16 protein-coding genes and 1 pseudogene are annotated in these 20,152 nt (G+C 61.7%); 13 read left to right on the top strand and 4 right to left on the bottom strand.

Features of this window, described 5'->3' with window-relative positions:
* Positions 1–138 precede the first annotated feature (138 nt).
* From trxB to infA, 5 genes are all read left to right on the top strand, one after another.
* Positions 139–1,116 (top strand): thioredoxin-disulfide reductase, encoded by a 978-nt coding sequence (trxB, locus tag PAN08_RS12875; RefSeq protein WP_269791872.1) that lies wholly within the window; start codon positions 139–141, stop codon positions 1,114–1,116.
* 24 nt (positions 1,117–1,140) lie between these two features.
* Complete coding sequence (locus tag PAN08_RS12870; RefSeq protein WP_269791871.1) at positions 1,141–2,034, top strand: metallophosphoesterase; 894 nt, start codon at positions 1,141–1,143, stop codon at positions 2,032–2,034.
* Complete coding sequence (locus PAN08_RS12865; RefSeq protein WP_269791870.1) at positions 2,034–3,164, top strand: GNAT family N-acetyltransferase; 1,131 nt, start codon at positions 2,034–2,036, stop codon at positions 3,162–3,164. The genes PAN08_RS12870 and PAN08_RS12865 overlap by 1 nt, the downstream gene beginning before the upstream one ends.
* Entirely contained in the window at positions 3,161–3,910 is a 750-nt protein-coding gene (aat, locus tag PAN08_RS12860) for a leucyl/phenylalanyl-tRNA--protein transferase (protein ID WP_269791869.1), read from the top strand. Before PAN08_RS12865 ends, aat begins: the two co-directional genes overlap by 4 nt.
* 86 nt (positions 3,911–3,996) lie before the next feature.
* Positions 3,997–4,215: a translation initiation factor IF-1 gene (gene infA / locus PAN08_RS12855; RefSeq protein ID WP_005409596.1), complete on the top strand. Its 219-nt coding sequence runs from the start codon at positions 3,997–3,999 to the stop codon at positions 4,213–4,215.
* A 488-nt stretch (positions 4,216–4,703) separates the two neighbouring features.
* Here infA and clpA read toward each other — a convergent pair whose 3' ends face one another.
* Both clpA and clpS read right to left on the bottom strand, forming a co-directional pair.
* Complete coding sequence (clpA, locus tag PAN08_RS12850; RefSeq protein WP_269791868.1) at positions 4,704–6,983, bottom strand: ATP-dependent Clp protease ATP-binding subunit ClpA; 2,280 nt, start codon at positions 6,981–6,983, stop codon at positions 4,704–4,706.
* Positions 6,984–7,298: 315 nt separating this feature from the next.
* The gene (clpS, locus tag PAN08_RS12845) at positions 7,299–7,619 is read right to left on the bottom strand and encodes an ATP-dependent Clp protease adapter ClpS (protein WP_269791867.1); all 321 of its coding nucleotides are present in this window, start codon (positions 7,617–7,619) and stop codon (positions 7,299–7,301) included.
* Between the two features lie 108 nt (positions 7,620–7,727).
* Between clpS and PAN08_RS12840 the strand changes: the two genes are divergently transcribed.
* The 6 genes from PAN08_RS12840 to PAN08_RS12815 all read left to right on the top strand — a co-directional run bounded on the left by PAN08_RS12840 (position 7,728) and on the right by PAN08_RS12815 (position 12,744).
* A complete protein-coding gene (locus PAN08_RS12840; RefSeq protein WP_269791866.1) occupies positions 7,728–8,204 on the top strand; it encodes a hypothetical protein in 477 nt (158 codons plus the stop codon).
* A 2-nt stretch (positions 8,205–8,206) separates the two neighbouring features.
* A complete protein-coding gene (locus tag PAN08_RS12835; protein ID WP_269791865.1) occupies positions 8,207–8,668 on the top strand; it encodes an NUDIX hydrolase in 462 nt (153 codons plus the stop codon).
* Positions 8,665–9,786: a tRNA 2-thiouridine(34) synthase MnmA gene (gene mnmA, locus PAN08_RS12830; RefSeq protein WP_269791864.1), complete on the top strand. Its 1,122-nt coding sequence runs from the start codon at positions 8,665–8,667 to the stop codon at positions 9,784–9,786. The genes PAN08_RS12835 and mnmA overlap by 4 nt, the downstream gene beginning before the upstream one ends.
* Before the next feature lie 10 nt (positions 9,787–9,796).
* The gene (gene hflD, locus PAN08_RS12825) at positions 9,797–10,411 is read left to right on the top strand and encodes a high frequency lysogenization protein HflD (RefSeq protein ID WP_269791863.1); all 615 of its coding nucleotides are present in this window, start codon (positions 9,797–9,799) and stop codon (positions 10,409–10,411) included.
* Positions 10,412–10,534: 123 nt separating this feature from the next.
* The gene (locus tag PAN08_RS12820) at positions 10,535–11,725 is read left to right on the top strand and encodes a methyl-accepting chemotaxis protein (protein ID WP_269791862.1); all 1,191 of its coding nucleotides are present in this window, start codon (positions 10,535–10,537) and stop codon (positions 11,723–11,725) included.
* A gap of 686 nt (positions 11,726–12,411) precedes the next feature.
* Positions 12,412–12,744: a hypothetical protein gene (locus tag PAN08_RS12815; protein ID WP_269791861.1), complete on the top strand. Its 333-nt coding sequence runs from the start codon at positions 12,412–12,414 to the stop codon at positions 12,742–12,744.
* On the opposite strand, the gene PAN08_RS12810 is transcribed toward PAN08_RS12815, so the two are convergent.
* Positions 12,715–15,501 (bottom strand): EAL domain-containing protein, encoded by a 2,787-nt coding sequence (locus PAN08_RS12810; RefSeq protein WP_269791925.1) that lies wholly within the window; start codon positions 15,499–15,501, stop codon positions 12,715–12,717. The genes PAN08_RS12815 and PAN08_RS12810 overlap by 30 nt on opposite strands.
* A 439-nt stretch (positions 15,502–15,940) precedes the next feature.
* On the opposite strand from PAN08_RS12810, the pseudogene PAN08_RS12805 reads away from it, so the two are divergent.
* Positions 15,941–16,894 (top strand): annotated as a pseudogene (locus PAN08_RS12805) (histidine kinase); the annotation flags it as partial.
* A gap of 24 nt (positions 16,895–16,918) precedes the next feature.
* Positions 16,919–18,649 (top strand): EAL domain-containing protein, encoded by a 1,731-nt coding sequence (locus PAN08_RS12800; protein WP_269791860.1) that lies wholly within the window; start codon positions 16,919–16,921, stop codon positions 18,647–18,649.
* A gap of 192 nt (positions 18,650–18,841) precedes the next feature.
* Here the strand turns inward: PAN08_RS12800 and PAN08_RS12795 are convergent, their stop codons facing one another.
* A complete protein-coding gene (locus PAN08_RS12795) occupies positions 18,842–20,029 on the bottom strand; it encodes an ATP-binding protein (protein ID WP_269791859.1) in 1,188 nt (395 codons plus the stop codon).
* Positions 20,030–20,152: the final 123 nt, after the last annotated feature.

Below are 20,152 nucleotides of genomic sequence, written 5' to 3'. Positions count from 1 at the left end.
AGGATTGTCATCACACGGGCCGCGCAGTTCCATTCACGTGCCTTGATTCACTGTGACTCGACCGCCACTCTATGGGCTTGCCCGGACGGTTGCGCAATGCAGCGATCGTGCCTTCAACCCCGACTTTCGCGAGTATACATGAGCACTTCCAGCGCCCCGACCCTGCCCACCCGCCATCAAAAGCTGATCATTCTGGGCTCCGGCCCTGCCGGCTGGACCGCCGCCGTCTATGCCGCGCGCGCCAATCTCAAGCCGCTGGTCATCACGGGCCTGCAGCAGGGTGGCCAGTTGATGACCACGACGGAAGTGGACAATTGGCCGGGCGACGCGCACGGGCTGATGGGGCCGGACCTGATGGCACGCATGCAGGCCCACGCCGAGCGCTTCGAGACCGAAGTGGTGTTTGACCACATTCACACCGCCGACGTGTCCAAGCGCCCGTTCACCCTCATCGGCGACAACGCCCAGTACACCGCCGACGCGGTGATCATCGCCACCGGCGCTACCGCCAAGTACCTGGGCATCCCGTCTGAAGAAGCCTTCAAGGGCCGCGGCGTGTCGGCCTGTGCTACCTGCGATGGTTTCTTCTATAAGGACCAGGACGTGGTCGTGGTCGGTGGCGGCAACACCGCGGTCGAAGAAGCGCTGTACCTGTCCAACATCGCCCGCAAGGTCTACCTGGTACACCGCCGCGACACCCTGCGCGCGGAAAAGATCATGCAGGACAAGCTGTTCGCCAAGGTCGCTGCCGGCAAGATCGAAACCGTCTGGCACCACGAGATCGATGAAGTGCTCGGCAACGAAATGGGCGTGACCGGTGTGCGTGTGAAGTCCACCCAGGACGGAAGCACCCGCGACATTGATGCGCACGGTTTCTTCGTCGCCATCGGGCATTCGCCCAATACCGACCTGTTCAAGGGTCAGCTGGCGATGAATAACGGTTACCTGGAAATCCGTTCGGGCCTGGGCGGCAACGCTACCCAGACCTCGGTGGAAGGCGTGTACGCCGCCGGCGACGTCGCCGACCAGCATTACCGTCAGGCGATCACCTCGGCCGGTTTCGGCTGCATGGCGGCACTGGATGCCGAGCGCTTCCTGGACGCGCACAGCGTCTGATCAGCCGAACTCGCAACCGCCGGCATGGATAAGGTGCTGATCAAGCAGTTGCTGTTTCACGGCAGCTGGCTGGTCTTCCCTGCCATCGCCTGGCTGTTGTGGCGCTGGCGCGGCGGCCAACATCGTTGGCTGCTCGCCATTTTTTTTCTGGGTTGCGGTTTGTTCGCCTGGGCGCGCTTCGTCGAGCCGCAGATCATCCAGGTCGAGCAAACCACGCTCACCGGCACCGGCGTTTCCGCGCGGATCGCGCTGATCAGCGACATTCATTTGGGCGTGTACAAGAACCGGCGTTTCCTGGAGCGGCTGGTGGATCGGATCAACACGTTGCCGGCGGATGCGGTTGTGATCGCTGGCGACCTGACCTACGAGGCCAAGGCAAGTGAACTGCAGGATCTGTTCGCGCCGCTCGCGCGCCTCAATCAACCGGTCTACGCCGTTCTGGGCAACCACGACCAGCAACCGCCCGGTCGCGATCTTGAAGTGCCATTGCGCGCCGCCCTGCTCTCCCATGGAGTGCAAGTAATCGAAGGCCAGATCCTCACCGATGCCGCCGGCCGCCAATGGGCCGGCCTGGGCGACCGTTGGGCCGGCAAGGATGATCCCGCTTTTCTGCGCATTCCCGGCGCTGCACATGGTCCGCTGATCGTGATCGCACACAACCCTGACAGCGCGAGGCAACTGCACCCTGGCGAGACCGCCATCTTGTTGGCCGGGCATACCCATGGCGGGCAGATCCGCATTCCCTGGATATATCACAAGGTCATGCCCAGCCAGTACGGCTTTGATCGCGGCGAACAATTCGCACAGACGCCGCAGGGCACCGTGCGAGTGTTCACCACCCGTGGTGTTGGTGAGATTGGCCTGCCTCTGCGGCTGTTCAATCCACCCACGATCGACCTGTTACAGCTGCGGCCCTGATGACCGAACTCCGGGTTCTTGCATCACTCGCACTCGTCCCGGCATCCGCCTGGGATGCTTTGCACGACGGGAGCAATCCCTTCGTCAGCCATGCGTTCCTGAGTGGACTGGAGCAATACGGCTGTCTGCGTCCGGAATGGGGCTGGCAGCCGCAGCACCTGACCTTGTGGCGCGACGATGAACTGATCGCAGCAGCGCCGGGTTATCTCAAGCACAACTCGCACGGTGAATTCGTGTTCGACCATGCATGGGCCAACGCCTATGCGCGGCACGGCATGGAGTATTTTCCGAAATGGCTGGGCGGCGTGCCGTACTCGCCGGTGACCGGGCCGCGCCTGCTTGCCCGCAATGATGCGGATCGCCATGCCCTGCTCGCGGCCATCGTCGCGCATGCAGAGAACGAAACGCTGTCATCGGCGCATATCAACTTCCATCTGGCCGAAGACTCTGCATTGTTCGATGACGCTTGGTTGCAACGCAATGACGTGCAATTTCAGTGGCAGCGACAACCACAATGGCGGAGCTTCGATGATTTTCTCGCGTCGATGGACCACAAACACCGCAAGAATATTCGCCAGGAACGCGCCAAGGTCAGCCGCGCCGGCATTCGTTTCATCGTCCGTCATGGCGACGATGCCAGTGCTGACGAACTACGTGCGATGCACGGGTTTTACCTGCAGACCTTCGCCGAATACGGCAATTCACCTGCGTTGACGCTGCCGTTCCTGCGGCATCTGGCGACGCAACTGCCGCGCCAGCTGGTCCTGTTTCTAGCCCTGCAGGATGACGAACCGATTGCCGGAGCATTGTGCCTGCGCGGCGCCGACACGCTTTACGGGCGCTACTGGGGCGGTGCCACCCTACCCGGCCTGCACTTTGAAACCTGTTACTACCAAGGCATTGAGTACTGTCTTCGCGAAGGATTGGATCGCTTCGAACCGGGTGCACAGGGCGAACACAAGCTTGCGCGGGGCTTCCTGCCGACCCAGGTGCGCAGCCACCATTGGATCGCACATCCCGAGTTCCGCAACGCGCTAAGTGATTGGTGTGCCCGTGAACGCGCCGAGGTCAATGCCTATCACGCGACCTTGCAACGTCACTCCCCCTTCAAATCGCAGGACACGCCATGAGCAACAAAGGCCCGTTCCTGCTGGACGAAGCCAGTGACGCTTCGTTCCCACCCGCCGAGCTCGCGCTGCGCGAACCGGATGGGCTGCTCGCCATTGGCGGCGACCTTAGCCCGTTGCGTCTGCTTAACGCCTACGCAGGCGGCATCTTTCCGTGGTTCTCGGACGGCCAGCCGCTGCTGTGGTGGTCGCCGGATCCACGCATGGTGTTCCGTACCAACAGCGTGCATTTGTCTTCGCGGTTCCGTCGAGCGTTGCGTGCATCGTCATGGCGCATACGCGCTGACACCGCGTTCTCAGAAGTGATGCAAGCCTGCGCGCACGCACCCCGTCCCGGCCAGGATGGCACCTGGATCACCGACGACATGCACCGCGCTTATGTGGAACTGCACCGGCTCGGTTATGCGCATTCGGTGGAAGTGTTCGACGAGGAGCAACTGGTCGGTGGCATCTATGGCGTGGCAATCGGCCGGATGTTTTTCGGCGAAAGCATGTTCAGCCGCCGCAGTGGCGGCTCCAAGGTGGCGCTGGCCGCGCTGGCGCGCACTCTGAACGACTGGGGCTGGCCGTTGATCGATGCGCAGGTCGAAAACCCGCACCTGATGCGGATGGGTGCCGAGCACCTGCCCCGCGCCGATTTCCTGCGCGAAATGCGGAGGCTGGTACAGCAGCCCGCCGAAGTGGGTACGTGGACAGGCCGGTTTGGCGAGCTTTCCGCCCAATTCCTTGCTGAATCCGCAACCGCTTAACGCAAACTTTGCATGATTGCGCGTCTCGGCGTAAAATCCCCGCCCTTAGGCCCAGAAGGGCCGTCCGCAGAACTGCACAGGACTACATGTCGAAAGACGACTCCATCGAGTTCGAAGGCACCGTCAGCGAGACGCTGCCGAACACCACATTCCGTGTTCGTCTGGAAAATGGGCATGAAATCATCGCCCACATCTCCGGCCGCATGCGTAAGAACTACATCCGCATCTTGACCGGCGACCGCGTCAAGGTCGAGATGACGCCATACGACCTGACCAAAGGCCGTATCACCTACCGCATGAAATAATGCGGTAAACAAGGCGTTAGCCAGAAAAGCCGGCCCTCGTGGCTGGCTTTTTTGCGTGCCCGCGCGGTGGATATCGCCCGCGTGACCCGGACAAACAACGCGTCCCGGAGAATGACGCAAGTGGGTACTTGGCGCCCTTCCGGCAGGTTGAAAAAGCAACGCGAAGTGGCGCTTCGCCGCGAACCGCTGCCAGCAGCCACGTGCGCCTCGCACACAGAGGCCAGGCAGCCATCTGCCACCCGGAAAGAGCAGCTCACGCCGCAAGGCTAGAAACATTCGCCGGCCAAGCTCAGTCGTCGGACGAATAACCGCCACACAAGAAAATGCCCGCGTCGCGGCTAGCGCGAAACGGGCATCTTGCGGCGGGAATCGTCTCGGTAACGCGGCGCAAACCATTTCTATGAGTTCGGAGAGCACGCTAAGCAGGCGGCGAGCACGGGAGAGCGTATTCCGTCATCCCCAGCACTCGCTTCCTCCTCCCCACGCACTTACACCGTCGCAGGCAACAGATGCTCCGGCTCGGCCTGGGTATCGACTGCCAGTTCGCCATCGCGCACGTCAATGCTGACCTTGCCGCCGCCCACCAATTTGCCAAACAACAACTCGTCAGCCAGCGGACGCTTGATCTTGTCCTGAATCACGCGACTCATCGGGCGGGCACCCATTTCCGGGTCGAAGCCATGCTGTGCCAACCACTCGCGCGCCGCCGGTGTGGCCGACAGCGAAACGTGCTTGTCCTGCAGCAGCATTTCCAGCTCAATCAGGAACTTGTCCACCACGCGTAGGATGTGCTCGAAGCCCAGCGGCTGGAACTGCACCACTGCATCCAGACGGTTGCGGAACTCCGGCGTGAAGCTTTTGCGGATGATCTCCATGGCATCGGTGGCGTGGTTCTGCTTGGTGAAGCCAATCGAACGACGCGCGGCCTGGGTGGCACCAGCATTGGTGGTCATCACCAGGATTACGTTCTTGAAATTGGCTTCACGCCCGTTGGTGTCGGTGAGAATGCCGCGATCCATGACCTGCAACAGGATATTGAAGATGTCCGGATGCGCCTTTTCCACCTCATCCAGCAGCAGCACGCAGTGCGGCGTCTTGACGATTTTCTCGGTCAGCAGGCCGCCCTGGTCGAAACCGACATAGCCCGGAGGTGCGCCGATCAAACGGCTGACCGAATGCGGCTCCATGTATTCGGACATATCAAAGCGCACCAGCTCGATGCCCAACTGCAGCGCCAACTGGCGGGTGACCTCGGTCTTGCCGACACCGGTGGGGCCCGCGAACAGGAAGTTGCCGATCGGCTTTTCCGGATTGCCCAGCCCCGAGCGCGACAGTTTGATGGCCGAGGCCAGGCTGTCGATGGCCGGGTCCTGGCCGAAGATCACCATTTTCAGGTTGCGCTCCAGGTGGCGGAGCACATCCTTGTCGGTCGCGGTGACCTGCTTTGCCGGGATGCGCGCCATCTTGGCCACGATGGTTTCGATTTCCTCGATGTCGATATGCGCCTTGCGCTGACCCTCGGGCATCAACTGCTGGCGCGCACCCGCCTCGTCGATCACGTCGATGGCCTTGTCCGGCAGCAGCCGGTCGCCGATGTGCTTGACCGACAGGTCCACTGCCGCCTGCAAGGCGTCGTCGCCGTAGGTGACGCTGTGGTGCGCCTCGTACTTCGGGCGCAGGCCCTTCAGGATCTCGTAGGTCTCACTGATGGTCGGCTCGACAATGTCGATCTTCTGGAAGCGACGTGCCAATGCACGGTCCTTCTCGAAGATGCCACGGTATTCCTGGAACGTGGTCGAACCGATGCAGCGCAGCTCGCCCGACGCCAGTGCCGGTTTGATCAGGTTAGAGGCATCCATGGTGCCGCCCGAGGCGGAGCCAGCGCCGATGATGGTGTGGATCTCATCGATGAACAGCACCGCATTGGGGATCTTCTTCAGCGCGCTGATCACGTTCTTCAGGCGCTTCTCAAAATCGCCACGGTACTTGGTGCCTGCAACCAACGCGCCCAGATCCAGCGAATAGATGACCGCATCGGCCAGCACCGCCGGCACTTCGCCATCGACGATGCGCTTGGCCAGGCCCTCGGCGATGGCGGTCTTGCCCACGCCGGCCTCACCCACGTACAGCGGGTTGTTCTTACGACGGCGGCATAGCACTTGGATGGTGCGTTCGATCTCGTCACGGCGACCGACCAGCGGATCGATCCGCCCGGCCATGGCCAGTTCGTTGAGGTTGCTGGCGAACTCGGCCAGCGAATCGCCCTTGCTCTCGCTGTCGGCACCTTCCACGCGGCTTTCGCCCTCAAGCGACCCTGACGAGTCGGCCTCGTCGCCGCTCTTGGCGACGCCGTGGGACAGGTAATTGACCACGTCCAGGCGGGTCACGTCCTGCTGGTTGAGGTAATAAACCGCGTGCGATTCCTTCTCGCCGAAGATCGCCACCAGCACATTGGCGCCAGTGACTTCCTTCTTTCCAGAGGACTGCACGTGGTAGACGGCGCGCTGCAGCACCCGCTGGAAGCCAAGCGTGGGCTGGGTGTCGCGGCCATCGTCTTCCGCCAGGATCGACACCGAGGCGTTGACCGCCTTCTCCAGCTCGGCGCGCAGGCGCTCAAGGTCGGCGCCCGAAGCCTTCAGGACAGCCTGGGCGGATGCATTTTCAAGCAGGGCCAACAACAAATGTTCAACCGTCATGTACTCGTGACGGGCTTCCCGGGCGCGCTTGTAGCACTGACCAATGGTCTGCTCGAGGTCTTTACTGAACATAAGGCACTCCGGTTACGGTTGAAGACAATATGCGGCCTTGCTTCGCGTTTTCCAGCACCCTAGCGACGGCGATGTACACGCCGCGTTAGAAAAAAACGGCAAACCCGGGGCCCGTGAATCCTGCATTCAGCTTTTTGGGCACGAAAAGGCCGCCATTGCGTGGTCGTGGCAGGCCATTGCGTGTTCGGACGGGATGCTGTTTCCCAGTCAACAGAGGGTTGCTGCGAGCTGTTTGGGCAGACACAACGGCTGCTTCCGCGCAGCGCCGGGCACTGTCTGCGCGGCCTGCCTGGCCAAGCTTGTACAAGAGGGCCGTCAGGCCCGCTCCATCGTGCACAGTAACGGGTGTTGGTTCATCCGAGAGAACTCGTTGACCAGCGCGACCTTGGTTTCAGCTACTTCGCGGCTGTAAATACCGCAAACACCCCGCCCACGGGTATGGACGTGCAGCATCACCTGAGTGGCCTGGTCCATGTCCATAGAGAAGAAGTTCTGCAGCACCGTCACAACGAAGTCCATAGGTGTGTAGTCGTCGTTGAGCAACATCACCTGGTACTGCGGCGGAGGCGCGAGCTCGGGCTTGCTGGGGGCGACCAGCAGGCCATGGTCGTTTTCGTGTTGGGGCGTTGAAGGCATCGGCTGATTATAGCGTTTCCTCCCACCCAACCCTCCTGCCAATGGACGCAGGCCCCCTCGTCCCCGCACAATTTGCAGATCAGTCAACCAACCAACGATGGGGATCGCATGAAGAAGTATCTGGCAAGCATCGCAATGGCCACCGTGATGGCCAGCGCCGCAGGAAGCGCACTTGCCGCCGAGCCCGACGCAGCTACCGGCCGCCTGCTCGATACGCTGGAATACAAGTACGAGGTCGATGAAGACGGTGACTATCGCCTGGTATTTGAATTGGAGGGCGACCGCACCCAGATGGTCTTCGTGCGCTCCAGTGTTGAAACCTACGGCAGCCATCAGGTCCGTGAAATCTGGTCGCCGGGCTATAAATCGGCCGCCCCGCAGTTCCCGGCGGCTGTTGCCAACCGCCTGCTTGAAGATTCCAATGAATCCAAGATGGGCAGCTGGGTGAAGCAGGAAGACTTGGCCATGTTCGTGGTCAAGATTGATGCCAATGCCAATGCAGAACAGCTCTCCGACGCCATCGATGCCGCTTCCCGCAGCGCTGATGCCATCGAGCTGGAACTGACCAAGAAGGACGATTACTAAGCGTGAATGCTTTGCAGTCCCAGCGATGGGCACCACGCGTCACCGTTGCCACCGTGGTGTCTCGCGCTGGGCAGTTGCTGTTGGTGGAAGAGGAAAAGGACGGCCGGCGGGTATTGAACCAGCCGGCGGGCCACCTGGAGCCGGACGAAAGCCTGCTTGAGGCCGCCGTACGCGAAACCCGCGAGGAAACCGGTTGGGACGTTCGCTTGACCGGGTTCATCGGCACCTACCAATGGACCGCCGCTGACGGCACGCCGTTCCTGCGGTTTGCCTTCGCCGCCGAACCCCTGCTTCATCACCCGGAGCAGCCGTTGGACGCGGGCATCGTGCAGGCAATTTGGCTGACGCCAGCGCAGCTGCAGGCCGACCTAGCGCGGCTGCGTAGCCCGCTGGTCTGGCAGACAGTCTCTGATTGGCTGGCTGGCCAGCGTCATCCGCTATCGATCCTGAGGCAAGTGTTGTGAGTAGTCCTGGTGTTGTTGTCGGTGTTTCCGGCGGTGTGGATTCTTCCGTTGCTGCATTGACCCTGGTCCAGCAAGGCCAGGATGTCGCGGGCCTGTTCATGCAGAACTGGGCCGACGACGGCAGTGGCCATTGTCGTGCCGAAGACGATCGCCGCGATGCGGTGGCCGTCTGCGGCCGGTTGGACATCCCCTTCCATTTCCGGGATTTCTCCAGTGAATACTGGCAGGGCGTTTTCGAACATTTTCTGGCCGAGTACGCGGCAGGCCGCACGCCTAATCCGGACGTGCTGTGCAACCGCGAGGTCAAGTTCAAGCACTTCCTTGATGCCGCCCGCGAACTGGGCGCCGAGCGCATCGCCACCGGCCATTACGCGCAGGTGGTGAAATCCGGCGGCCTCTGGCAACTGCTGCGAGGCGCCGACCGCGGCAAGGACCAGAGCTATTTTCTGCACCAGCTGGGTCAGTCGCAGTTGGCGGCAACCCTGTTCCCGATTGGTCACCTGGAAAAGAGCGAGTTGCGCCGCATCGCCCGCGATGCCGCCCTCCCCACCCATGCCAAGAAGGATTCCACCGGCATTTGTTTCATCGGCGAGCGGGATTTTCGCGAATTTCTTGGTCAGTACCTGCCCGCCCGCGAAGGTGAAATTCACGATCCGGACGGCCAGGTCATCGCGCGTCACCCAGGTGTGTTCTATTTCACCCTGGGCCAGCGCGAGGACCTGAACATCGGTGGCGTGCGCGGCCGTCCTGCCGCACCGTGGTTCGTGGTGGGCAAGGACGTGGAGCGCAACATCCTGTATGTAGACCAGGGCCATGACAGCCCGTGGCTGCAATCCAACTGGCTGCGTAGTGAAGCCATGCACTGGATTTCCGGGGCACCGCCCGCCCGCCAGTTTGAATGCACCGCACAGACCCGCTACCGGCAGCCGGACGAGCCCTGCACCGTACAGGTGCGCGACGACGGCACACTGGATGTCCGCTTCAGCCGCCCACAGCGTGCGGTGACACCCGGCCAGTCGCTGGTGCTGTATGACGGCGCACAGTGCCTGGGTGGCGCTGTGATCGCCGCCACCGATGCCCCATTGGAGCGCCGCTTGGGCGCCCCTGTTTCCCCTTGAGAGGTAACCCATGAGCTTTCCCATCGATGACCGCGTACTTGCCCTGGCCGGCATTGCCCAGGCATTGCAGCAGGTGCGCCGCATCGCTGAAACCGGCCATTCGGAGAACGCCATCGTGCGTACCGCGATGGACAGCGTGATGCGCATCGACGCCAGCTCACCGGGCGCGGTCTACGGCAGTCCGACCCAGGTTGAAGCGGGCCTGCGCCTGTTGCGCGACTATTTCCGCAATCAAGGCAAGGACGATCTGCTGCCGCGCCTGGCGCTGACGGTGTTGCAGCTGGAACGACGCTTCGTGCGTGAAGACGCCACCGTGGACAAGGTGACCGCTGGCATCGAACGCGCAGCTGCACGCGCGCAGGAGCTGGGTGACAGCAGCCATCCGGACGTTCTGTCAGCGCTGGGCAGCCTGTATGCGGACACCATCAGCCAGCTCAAGCCCAAGATCATGGTGCAGGGCAACCCGCATTACCTGGGCCAGGCGGCCGTGGTGTCGGAGATCCGCGCCCTGCTGCTGGCGGCCGTCCGCTCGGCGGTACTCTGGCGCCAGCTGGGCGGCAGTTACATGGATTTCCTGTTCTCACGCAAGACCATGCTTGAAGCGATCGAAAGACGCCTGCGCTGAGGTCTTTCGATGCGCAGCCCTGTTTGCACGGGGCTGCGGCAAACGTTCGCAGATTGTGATCGCAGTGCTAAAGAGGCTTGGCCTACGGCCGATACTGCACTCGTGACTCTCCCGAGAACGTCCATGTACTCACGTATTGCAATCCGCCTGGCCGCCCCGCTGGCCCTCACTTTTCTGCTGCCGCTTGCTGCCGCACTTGCATGGCCCACGGCCGCCGTCTGGGCGATCCTGACCACCATGGTGCTGAGTTGGCTGGTGTTCGCTTACTGGAGCGTACACGCGCAGACCAAGCGTTCTCCCGAGCATGCCAAGGTGCTGCGCGAGCAGGACCAACTGCTCAACGAACTGCGCAGCTTCGTCAGCAATGAAATCGACGGCTCGCGCAGTGAAATCGAACGCGCCCGTGAACTCATCCGCCAGGCCGTCGGCGGGTTGGGCGGCAGTTTCGACGCAATGAACCGTCGCTCGCGCCAGCAAAGCCAGGCGCTGGCCCGAATCGTTGACCGTACCGGCGACGAAGGCAGTGCCGGGCTGGATGTCGCACGCTTTGCGCAGCACGCCAGTCACCAGATGGAACAGCTGGTGGAAGCGCTGGAGCAAGTCAGCGGCCAAAGCTCCAACACCGTGCAGCACATCGACCAGATGGCCCAGCACCTGGATGGCATCTTCGCGTTGCTGGAAGACGTGAAATCCATCGCTGACCAAACCAATCTGCTGGCACTGAATGCCGCCATCGAAGCTGCGCGCGCCGGTGAAGCCGGTCGTGGCTTTGCCGTGGTTGCCGATGAAGTGCGCAACCTGTCCGAGCGTTCCACAACGTTCAACGAACAGATCCGCAAGCTGGCGCACAGCTCCAAGGACGCTATCGCCAAGGTCCGCGAGACGGTGTCGCATATGGCCTCACGCGATATGGACCGCTCGCGTGAAGCGCGTCAGGAAGCCGCTTCAATGTTGGACAATGTTGCGGCCATCAATGCCTCGCTGGGCGAAGGTATGCGCGAGATCTCCGAATGCGGCCGCGCCATCGACGGCAGTGTGGCCGAAGCCGTGCGCGCCCTGCAATTCGAGGACATCGCTACCCAGGCACTGGGCGGCGTGCATACGCACCTGGACCGCTTGGGTGCGATCAACCGTGAGGCTGTCGCACTGCAGGAACTGCTGCACCGTAACGGCGGCGTATTCGATGGTGAAATGGTCGCTACCCTGCAGCGCACCGGCAGCCGCCTGCGTGAAATGCGTAGCGAATGGGAGCGTCCGCCGCACAAGCCGGTGACACAGCAGAGCATGGGTGCCGGCACAGTGGAGCTGTTCTGATTCTCCCCTTCCGTGCTTTTCAGCAAAGCCCCGGTTCATGACCGGGGCTTTGTCATGTGCTCATCTCGAACAACTATGACGTTATCGAACACGCCTGAACATGGCCCGGAAACGGGTGCAACCACCGAAGAGCCTTCGCTGCTGCCTGTTTCCGCTGCAGTTGCAATGGCGCCCAAGCGCAGGCAGCAGCTGAGTCAGCTTGAGCAGGCGGTGCAACACGAAATCGCGCTATTGCGTGCGCAATGCACAACGCCGGACGCATCGGATTGGCTAGTGAGCAGCATCGACTGGGATTTGTCGGCGCTCTGATCCGTAGATGGATGACTGCCGAAGACTTTCGCAGCTGAGTGCAGTCCGTTCGATGTAGGGACGGCATATACCGAGCCCCGACCGCTTCAGCATCTCTGACGATTGCTGGACTCAAGAGATGCTCGCGGCTGCATTCGTTGCTGCTCAGCTGGAACATCGAGTGACTGAAAGACCGTCGGCTTCGTGCACGCATGGACATCACAGAACCCCGACCACCGGCCACTATCGCTGCGGCTGAGTCTTGCGCGTGCAAGAAGGCGCGTCCTGAACCCTTCAATTGAAAGCTCGCCTGCGTGTACGGATCTCCGGTGCTTTCTAGTCAGCTGAAGAAGACGAAGTCACGTAGCGCGTAAAAGCGCGCGGCATTCGGGTTTCACGTGAGTGCCGAACACCGGCCATTGAGCGCCGAACACTTCATCACCTTTTTGGCTTCGTATCGCCCAAAGGAAAGCCCCGAGGTGCACTCTGCTTCCCCGGGGTTAGGCCTGCTAGATTTAGGGCTAGCGTTGAAGGGCGATGCCCCACATTTACAGGCCGAGCTTGACCAACACGGCACAGGGGCACTTAGCGACGACGATCCGATCTTCGTTGGACAAGAAGCCGAGCGCTGGAAGAATGAAGGCATGGACGCTGAAGAAACTGCCAAGACCAACTTGACTACAGAATCCCTCTTCCCCGCCCTACTCCCCGCTCAAACTAAGCGGCACTGAAATCTGCGCGGCTATCAGCGCAGCAGGTGCGCTCAGTGCACCCTCCTGGCTGCTTCGCAGCCACTGCACCATCTCGCGGGGACGCAGCGGTTGAGAGAACAGATACCCCTGCAACTCGTCGCAGCCTTGTCGCTGCAGCATTGACGCTTCGGCCGACGTCTCTACACCTTCAGCAACCACGCGCATTCCCAATGCGTGGCCCAGATGCACGATGGCTTGGGTGACTTCCGCCGTGCCGGCGTCGTGCAGCATTCCTTGCACAAAGCTGCGGTCGATCTTCAGACGCTGCACGGGAAAGCGGTTGAGATAGTGCAAGTTGGAGAAGCCGGTTCCGAAATCATCCACTGCCAACGGCACACCGTGCCGCTCGAACACATCAAAACACTGTCGCAATGCGTCTGTGTCGCGGATCAAGGCAGATTCGGTCAACTCCAGCTCGAGCCGCGAAGGTGACCAGCCATGTCGGTTGCATAGGGCGATGACGCGCTCTGCAAAACCGCGTTCGCGCAGCTGAAGTGCCGACACGTTGACCGCAACACGGTCAAAGCTCAGCCCCGCCTGTTGCCACACCCGCGCTTGCCGGCAGACCTCATCCAACACCCAATCACCGATGCGGATGATTTCTCCGCACTTTTCAGCAATGGGAATGAATTCGGCCGGACTGCACGGACCAAGGCGTGCGCTTTCCCAGCGCAGCAGGGCTTCGATGGATGGCGGATGATCGCCAACGGCATGTACCAACGGTTGGTAGACCAGGCTGAATTCGTCGCGGTCGATGGCACCATTAAGCGCGTGCTCGATATCCAGCCGCCGCTGTGTGCGCGCCAAGGCGTCCTGGCTGTAGTACTGATACGTGTTGCGCCCGGCTTCCTTGGCCGCGTGCATAGCCGCATCAGCCGCACGCAGCAGGCTGTCGAAATCACAGCGACTGTTGTCCAACAGTGCGATGCCGACACTCGCCCCGACTTTGAGGGTGACATCTTCGCGATACAGCGGCTCGGTCAGTGAAGCAATCAACTTGCGGGCCACATGGCCGGCGTCCTCCGGCTCAACCAGGTTCCTCAGCACAACGATGAACTCATCACCGTTGAAGCGCCCGAATAGATCCGCAGTGCGCAGATTCTGATGCAGACGCGAGGCGGCGGACTTCAGCAGAATGTCGCCGGTCGCATGGCCATAGGTATCGTTGATGGCCTTGAAGCCATCCAGATCTACAAACAGCATGGCCAGGATCGCGCCGCGATCGCGCGCTTCCAGAATGGCTTCCGATGCCTGCTCACGCAGCAGCATGCGGTTCGGCAGGCCGGTGAGCAGGTCGTAATGCGCGAGCAGTTCCATGCGCTCATCCGCTTCCCGCTCACGGGTGATGTCGCGAAACAGCACCACGTGTCGCTCGGGTAGGCCTTCGCGCTTGTCGAGTTCGATCAGCACCTGCACCCAGATGCGCTGTCCCGACGGACGGTAGAAGCAAAGGTCGAGCTGCTCCGGCAGACCGCCGTCGACGATACGTTGCAGGGCAGCTTCAAAACTGTCACGGGAGTCCGGCGTGTAAAGCGCCAACGCTTCATCCAGCGTGATCGGGGCTTTGCGCAGACCATGGATGCGGTAGCACTCCTCAGTCCACTGCATGCCCCGCGTCTCGACCTCGATCTCACAGCCGCCGATGCGGCCCAATGCCGAGACACGATTCAATAATTCGGTACGCCAGCGGATAAGCGCGTCAGTGCGCCGCTGCCCACTGATGTTCTGTACTTGGCCGATCACGCGCAACAAGGTGCCGTTGGCGTCACATTCGGGCTCCACCCACACCCGCAGCTGCTGTTGCAGCAGTGGGTCCAATCCCCAGGCCAGCTCGAAGCACAACGGCTGCGGGTCAGCCAACAAACGGCGCCAGCTGACGAGCAGCTGCTGACGTGCATCGGACGGCACTTGGCGCAGCCACTGCCGCCCGCTTGGCAAGGTGTCGCCATCCCAACCGATGGCAGCGGCAACCTCGGTTGACCAATGCATCCGCTGCTGCCGGCAATCCCAGGCCCAACTGCCCATACCTGCCGCCTGCTGAGCCCGCTGCAACAAGGTCAGTTGCGAACGGAATTCTTCTTCCAGCGGCCTATGTGCCGGCAACTCCGTGCGCGTGCCGACCATGCGCAGCGGCTGGCCGTCTACACCGCGTGTAGTCACGCTGCCCTTGTCGATTACCCAACGCCACTGGCCCTTCGCGTCGCGCAGCCGGAACTGACAGGCGAAGGGTGTGCTCGGGTCACGCAGATGGGCGGCAATGGCGTCTCTCACCACAACGCGTTCGTCCGGATGGACATGCTCAAGCAAGCCCGCCAGCGAAGGTGTCTGCTCGGATGGCACTGCCCCGAAATGAGTGACGCGGTCGGCGACCACATCCCAATCCCAAAGTTCATGGCCAGCCGACTGCATCGCCATACGGCACAGCATGTCCGCCGACGCCATGTCATTGCTTACCGAATACAGATAGCCCAGCGGAGCGCCTGACGGCGCCTGCAGCCGGCTTAACCAGCCTTGCTGCGTCGCCTGGGTGCCGGGCAACGGGCAAGCCAACGGCCCGTTCGCTACCACTTGCTGACGGATGCCGGACAGTTGGCCGGTGTAGCGTGACAGACGTCCGGGCAACCCCAGTTCCTTGGCCGCCGCATTGGCAGCCAAGGGGTGGCCATCCGTATCCAGCAGCACCACGGCTGCATCCAACGGATGGCTGAGCAGGCTTGCAATTACGCCGCGATCCACGCGCTCAATCTCCATGCCCGACAAACCGGGGACTAAACCGATAACGGCATGCGCCGCCCAGAATTGAGCATTCCGTCGTTCACATCCTTACAACTCGCTAAGATGGCACTTTGCTAGCCCCGAACTCTTACGCCCTGATGGATGCCGGCCCGGCCCTACCGCCTCCCGCGCCTGTTCCAGCCCTGCTGCCAAGCGGGCTGCGCTGCGCCGCAATTACTGCTTACGCGGCGACTCTGCCAGCCATGATCCGTGGCGCGCTGAAAGCCGTTTCAGGAATGAAAAGGGCAGCATCAGAATGATCTGGAATGTGATCGCCATCGCGTTGATCGTGATCGCTGCCTTGATCGGCGCGTGGCAATGGCGGCGTGCACGCGTAAGCGTTCCGCCTCTGCGCGATGGTGATGAAACCACACACTTCGTTGAGCAACTGGGGGCGGCGTTGGTCGACGGCCTGGTGATCGTCAGCCCACAAACGGTGCATTACGCCAATCCCGCGGCTGCGATGATGCTGCAGGCGGCACGCCCGGATGATATCGGCCGAATTCTGCTTGCTGCGGTCAGCAACAACGCAGACGGCGCCATCCCCTCCACCATGCCGATACCGCTGCAGCGGCCCGACGGAACACCATTCAATGCATCGGTCAGCTTTCGTCCGGTGGCCTACAACGGGCAGCCATGCCAACTATTCGTGATCCATGACCTCAGTGAGCTGGAACGCGGACGTCATGCGTTGGCAGCCAGCAATGCTGAGCTGCAGGCCATGGCCGGCCGATTGTTCTCACTGCAGGAAGACGAACGCCGTTCCATTTCGCGCGATCTGCATGACGACATCGGCCAAGCCATCACCGCAATGAAGCTGGCCGCCGGGGCCGCGCGTGACGAAGAAGACTGCACGCGCAGGCAAGAAGACATCGACCAGATCATCGAGCTGGCCGACAGTACTGTCGTCAAACTGCGCAATCTGTCGATGCTGCTGCGGCCGCCTCAGCTGGACGCACTTGGGTTGGAGGCCGCACTGCGGTGGCAGGCCAACATGCTGTTCCGTTCCACCCCCGTTGAACTGCTGCTCAATGTGGACACCCTCGCCCATCGGCCCGGTAACGAAGTTGAACAGGCGTGCTTCCGTATCGCTCAGGAGGGGCTGACAAATGCACTGCGTCATGCCCGCGCCAGCCAGGTATCGCTGCTGCTACGTGATGGTCGCAATGGTGAGCTACTGCTGCAGGTTGTCGACGATGGCGAAGGCTTTGATCCCGCCGCGCCGCGTGGGCTGGGCATGATTGTGATGCGCGAGCGCGCACAAAGCGCAGGTGGCAGCCTGCAGATAGAAACCGCACCCGGCGAAGGCACCTGCATCAATCTGCGCCTGCCCTACACCCCCACCGCACGCTGACGAAACACCCAGGACAACGTTGATATGTGGAGCCCAAGCCCCCCGCCCACCCCTGACCGCACGGATGCGCGCACTGTCCGCCTGGGTGCAGGCAACCCCGAACTTCTAGCGATGGTGGACGCTGCCAATCGGCACGGCCCGTCGCTGATGCTGCTGCATCTGGACATTGATCACTTCGCCTCGGTCAACGAGAACATGAGCGCGGAAGTGGGTGACCAGGCCTTGGTGATGATCGCCGAACGCCTGCGTGAGTTCCTCGCCGGGCGCGGCCGCTTGTGGCGGCATGGCAGCGATGAGTTCCTGCTCGCTATCGAGCGCAATAGTGATACTGCTGCACCGGAAGAGATCGCCGAGCAGATCCGTCAGCAGATCGAGCTTCCACTTTCGGTGCTGCCGTACACGCTGTTCCTCACCGGCAAGATCGGCGTCAGTCTGTGCCCGGAACACAGCACCAGCGCCACTGGCCTGCTGGACTTGGCCGAGGATGCATTGCATCAGGCCAGCCGCGAAGGCGGCAACACCGTACATGTCCATGTACTGCACAAGCCCAGCAGCGCGCACAGCGAAAGCATCATCTCGCGGCAGCTGGTGGATGCCATCGACAACGGTGAACTGCGCTTGCGCTACCAGCCCCTGGTCAGTGCACGCGATGGTCATGTGGTCGGCATGGAGGCGTTGCTGCGTTGGCAATCGCCAACCCTCGGCATGCTGGTGCCGGAACGTTTCATGCGCACCGCCGAGCGTCTGGGCATCATCGTGCAGATTGGAGCCTGGGTGCTGGAGATGACGTTGCGCCAGGCACGCACTTGGCGTGACCAGGGCTTTGAGGATTTCAACGTTGCGGTCAACGTTTCAACGCTGCAGCTGCTACGCCCGAACTTCTTTACCGAAGTAATGGCGGCCTTGCAGTCCATTGGCGTGCCGGCACGCATGTTGACGCTGGAGATCAACGAAAGCGCGTTGACCAACAACGTCAATTTCGTCCACGAAACGCTGGCCAACCTGCGCAACGAAGGCATCAGCCTGAGCCTGGACAACTTCGGCACCGGCGATTCCAGCCTGAGCGCGCTGGTGCGTTACCCGGTGGACAAGCTCAAGATCGACCGTAGCTTCATCAAGAGTGCGCCAGCCGCCAACCGCGAGGCCGCGATCAGTCGCGCCATCATCGCGATGGGCCATCAGCTGGGCATGACCGTGATTGCCAACGGCGTGGAGTCACAGGCGCAGCTGGGCTTTTTGCGACGCAATGATTGCGACGTGTTCCAGGGGTATCTGTTTGGCGAGCCGATGTCCGCCGACGCTGCCGGCATGACCTTGCGGCGCCGCTATCTACGCCCGGAAGCATTCGCCGAAACCCGACCGGACCGCACACTGTTGTTGCTGGATGACGAAGAAAACGTGCTGCGCTCGCTGGTACGTTTGTTCCGCCGCGATGGCTACCGGATTCTAGCTGCCGGCAATGTGCGCGATGCCTTCGACCTGCTGGCGATCAATGACGTGCAGGTAATTCTGTCCGATCAGCGCATGAGCGACATGAGCGGCACCGAGTTTTTGGGCCGGGTAAAGATGTTGTACCCGGATACGATCCGACTGGTGTTGTCGGGTTACACCGATCTGAACACCGTTACCGACGCCATCAACCGCGGCGCAATCTATCGCTTCCTGACCAAGCCCTGGAACGACGATGATCTGCGTGAGCATATTCGTCAGGCTTTCCGTACGCATGATGAGAAGCGCGGCGGCGTTCCGGCGTAGCGGCCGAATGCCCTGGCCCAACGCACGCGGCCGCAGGGAGCCGAGCAAGAGCCAAGTGGATGCCATGGATCTTTGGCATTCGCCAGACAGCCCGGGCGCGCTTCGCCTACCCGGGCGACAGCGCGTGAATTCCATCAGACTTGAAACGGCGGCGGCCCCCACTGCGGCCCAGCGCACAAAGCACGGAAGCCGTTACTTCGGCTGACGGATCGGCAGCACGATACGGAAGCGTGAGCCTTCACCCACCGTGCTTTCCAGATCAATACGGCCGTGATGCTTGTTGATGATGCCGTAGGAAATCGACAAGCCCAGGCCGGTGCCGCTACCGACGGGCTTGGTGGTGAAGAACGGATCGAAGATGCGCTGGCGCAGGTCCGCCGAAATACCGGCACCGTCATCCTGGAACTCAACCCACACTTCGTCACCGTCCACACCGGTACTGACGATGATGCTGCCGCGATCCGCGATGGCGTGCCCGGCGTTGAGCAGCAGGTTCATGTAGACCTGGTTTAACTCGGACGGCAGACATTCAATCATCGGCAGTTCGCCGTAGCGCCGCTCCAATGTCACCTTGTATTTGAGTTCGTTCCAGATGATGTTGATGGTCGATTCAAGGCCGGCATGCAGATCCACCAGCTTCCATGATTCGTCGCGACCGGAATACGAGAAGTCTTTCAGGTCGCGCACGATGCGCGTCACCCGCTCGATACCTTCGCGCGACTCGGCCATCAACTGCGGCAGATCGCGGCTGATGAAGTCGATATCCAGGCGGTTGCGGATGTCGTCGATCTCCGGGATCAACGCCTTGGGGTCGGGCGCACGCAGCGCACGTTCGTAGGATTCGATCACCGTGAACAAGCTGCGCAGGTATTCCTGCAGGCTGCCCAGGTTGGAGTGCACGTACCCGATGGGATTGTTGATTTCATGGGCGACACCCGCGGCGAGTTGACCGATGGAGGCCATTTTCTCCGACTGCAGCAGTTTTTCCTGCGTACCGTTCAGGCGCAGATAGGCTTGGCGCAGTTCGGCATGCCGCTGCTGCAACTCACGTTCGTAATCCTCCGGCCCTTCCAGTTGCTGGAACATGGCCAGAAAGGCTTCATTGCCGCCTTCGGCATGGTGGTGAAGGTGCACCGTGATGACCCGCTCGCCGATGGGCAGGCTGCCGGTCCAGGTGCCGGCTTCACGCGATTGCGACAAGGCGAACGGCGGCAGCAAGGCTTCCAGATTTCGCGCCAATGCGTTGGCGGCAACTTCATCCACACCAAACAGCTCGCGCACCAGTTTGTTGGCAATGCTGACTTCAAACTTGCCGTTGAATACGAGAATTCCGAGCTTCACCTGCTCACCCAGCGCACGCAGGACGGCCTGGGATGGCATGGAAGCAAGCGGGGAACTGAAAGGCTGGGTCACGGCTACGGGCACGGCGCGAGGATGGGCCGCCACTATAGCTGGATGCGCCGCACGCTTGCCGCCCCGTACTCGGGGCGGGTGCGGGATATC

The sequence above is a fragment of the Stenotrophomonas sp. Iso1 genome (genome assembly GCF_027497995.1).
Classification (GTDB): Bacteria; Pseudomonadota; Gammaproteobacteria; order Xanthomonadales; family Xanthomonadaceae; genus Stenotrophomonas.
This window is presented reverse-complemented; position numbering and strand designations above follow the sequence as displayed.

Coding starts and splice junctions, on each gene's coding strand:
- trxB (WP_269791872.1), top strand. CDS start 139: ATGAGCACTTCCAGCGCCCCGACCCTGCCCACCCGCCATCAAAAGCTG.
- PAN08_RS12870 (WP_269791871.1), top strand. CDS start 1,141: ATGGATAAGGTGCTGATCAAGCAGTTGCTGTTTCACGGCAGCTGGCTG.
- PAN08_RS12865 (WP_269791870.1), top strand. CDS start 2,034: ATGACCGAACTCCGGGTTCTTGCATCACTCGCACTCGTCCCGGCATCC.
- aat (WP_269791869.1), top strand. CDS start 3,161: ATGAGCAACAAAGGCCCGTTCCTGCTGGACGAAGCCAGTGACGCTTCG.
- infA (WP_005409596.1), top strand. CDS start 3,997: ATGTCGAAAGACGACTCCATCGAGTTCGAAGGCACCGTCAGCGAGACG.
- clpA (WP_269791868.1), bottom strand. CDS start 6,983: ATGTTCAGTAAAGACCTCGAGCAGACCATTGGTCAGTGCTACAAGCGC.
- clpS (WP_269791867.1), bottom strand. CDS start 7,619: ATGCCTTCAACGCCCCAACACGAAAACGACCATGGCCTGCTGGTCGCC.
- PAN08_RS12840 (WP_269791866.1), top strand. CDS start 7,728: ATGAAGAAGTATCTGGCAAGCATCGCAATGGCCACCGTGATGGCCAGC.
- hflD (WP_269791863.1), top strand. CDS start 9,797: ATGAGCTTTCCCATCGATGACCGCGTACTTGCCCTGGCCGGCATTGCC.
- PAN08_RS12820 (WP_269791862.1), top strand. CDS start 10,535: ATGTACTCACGTATTGCAATCCGCCTGGCCGCCCCGCTGGCCCTCACT.
- PAN08_RS12800 (WP_269791860.1), top strand. CDS start 16,919: ATGTGGAGCCCAAGCCCCCCGCCCACCCCTGACCGCACGGATGCGCGC.
- PAN08_RS12795 (WP_269791859.1), bottom strand. CDS start 20,029: ATGCCATCCCAGGCCGTCCTGCGTGCGCTGGGTGAGCAGGTGAAGCTC.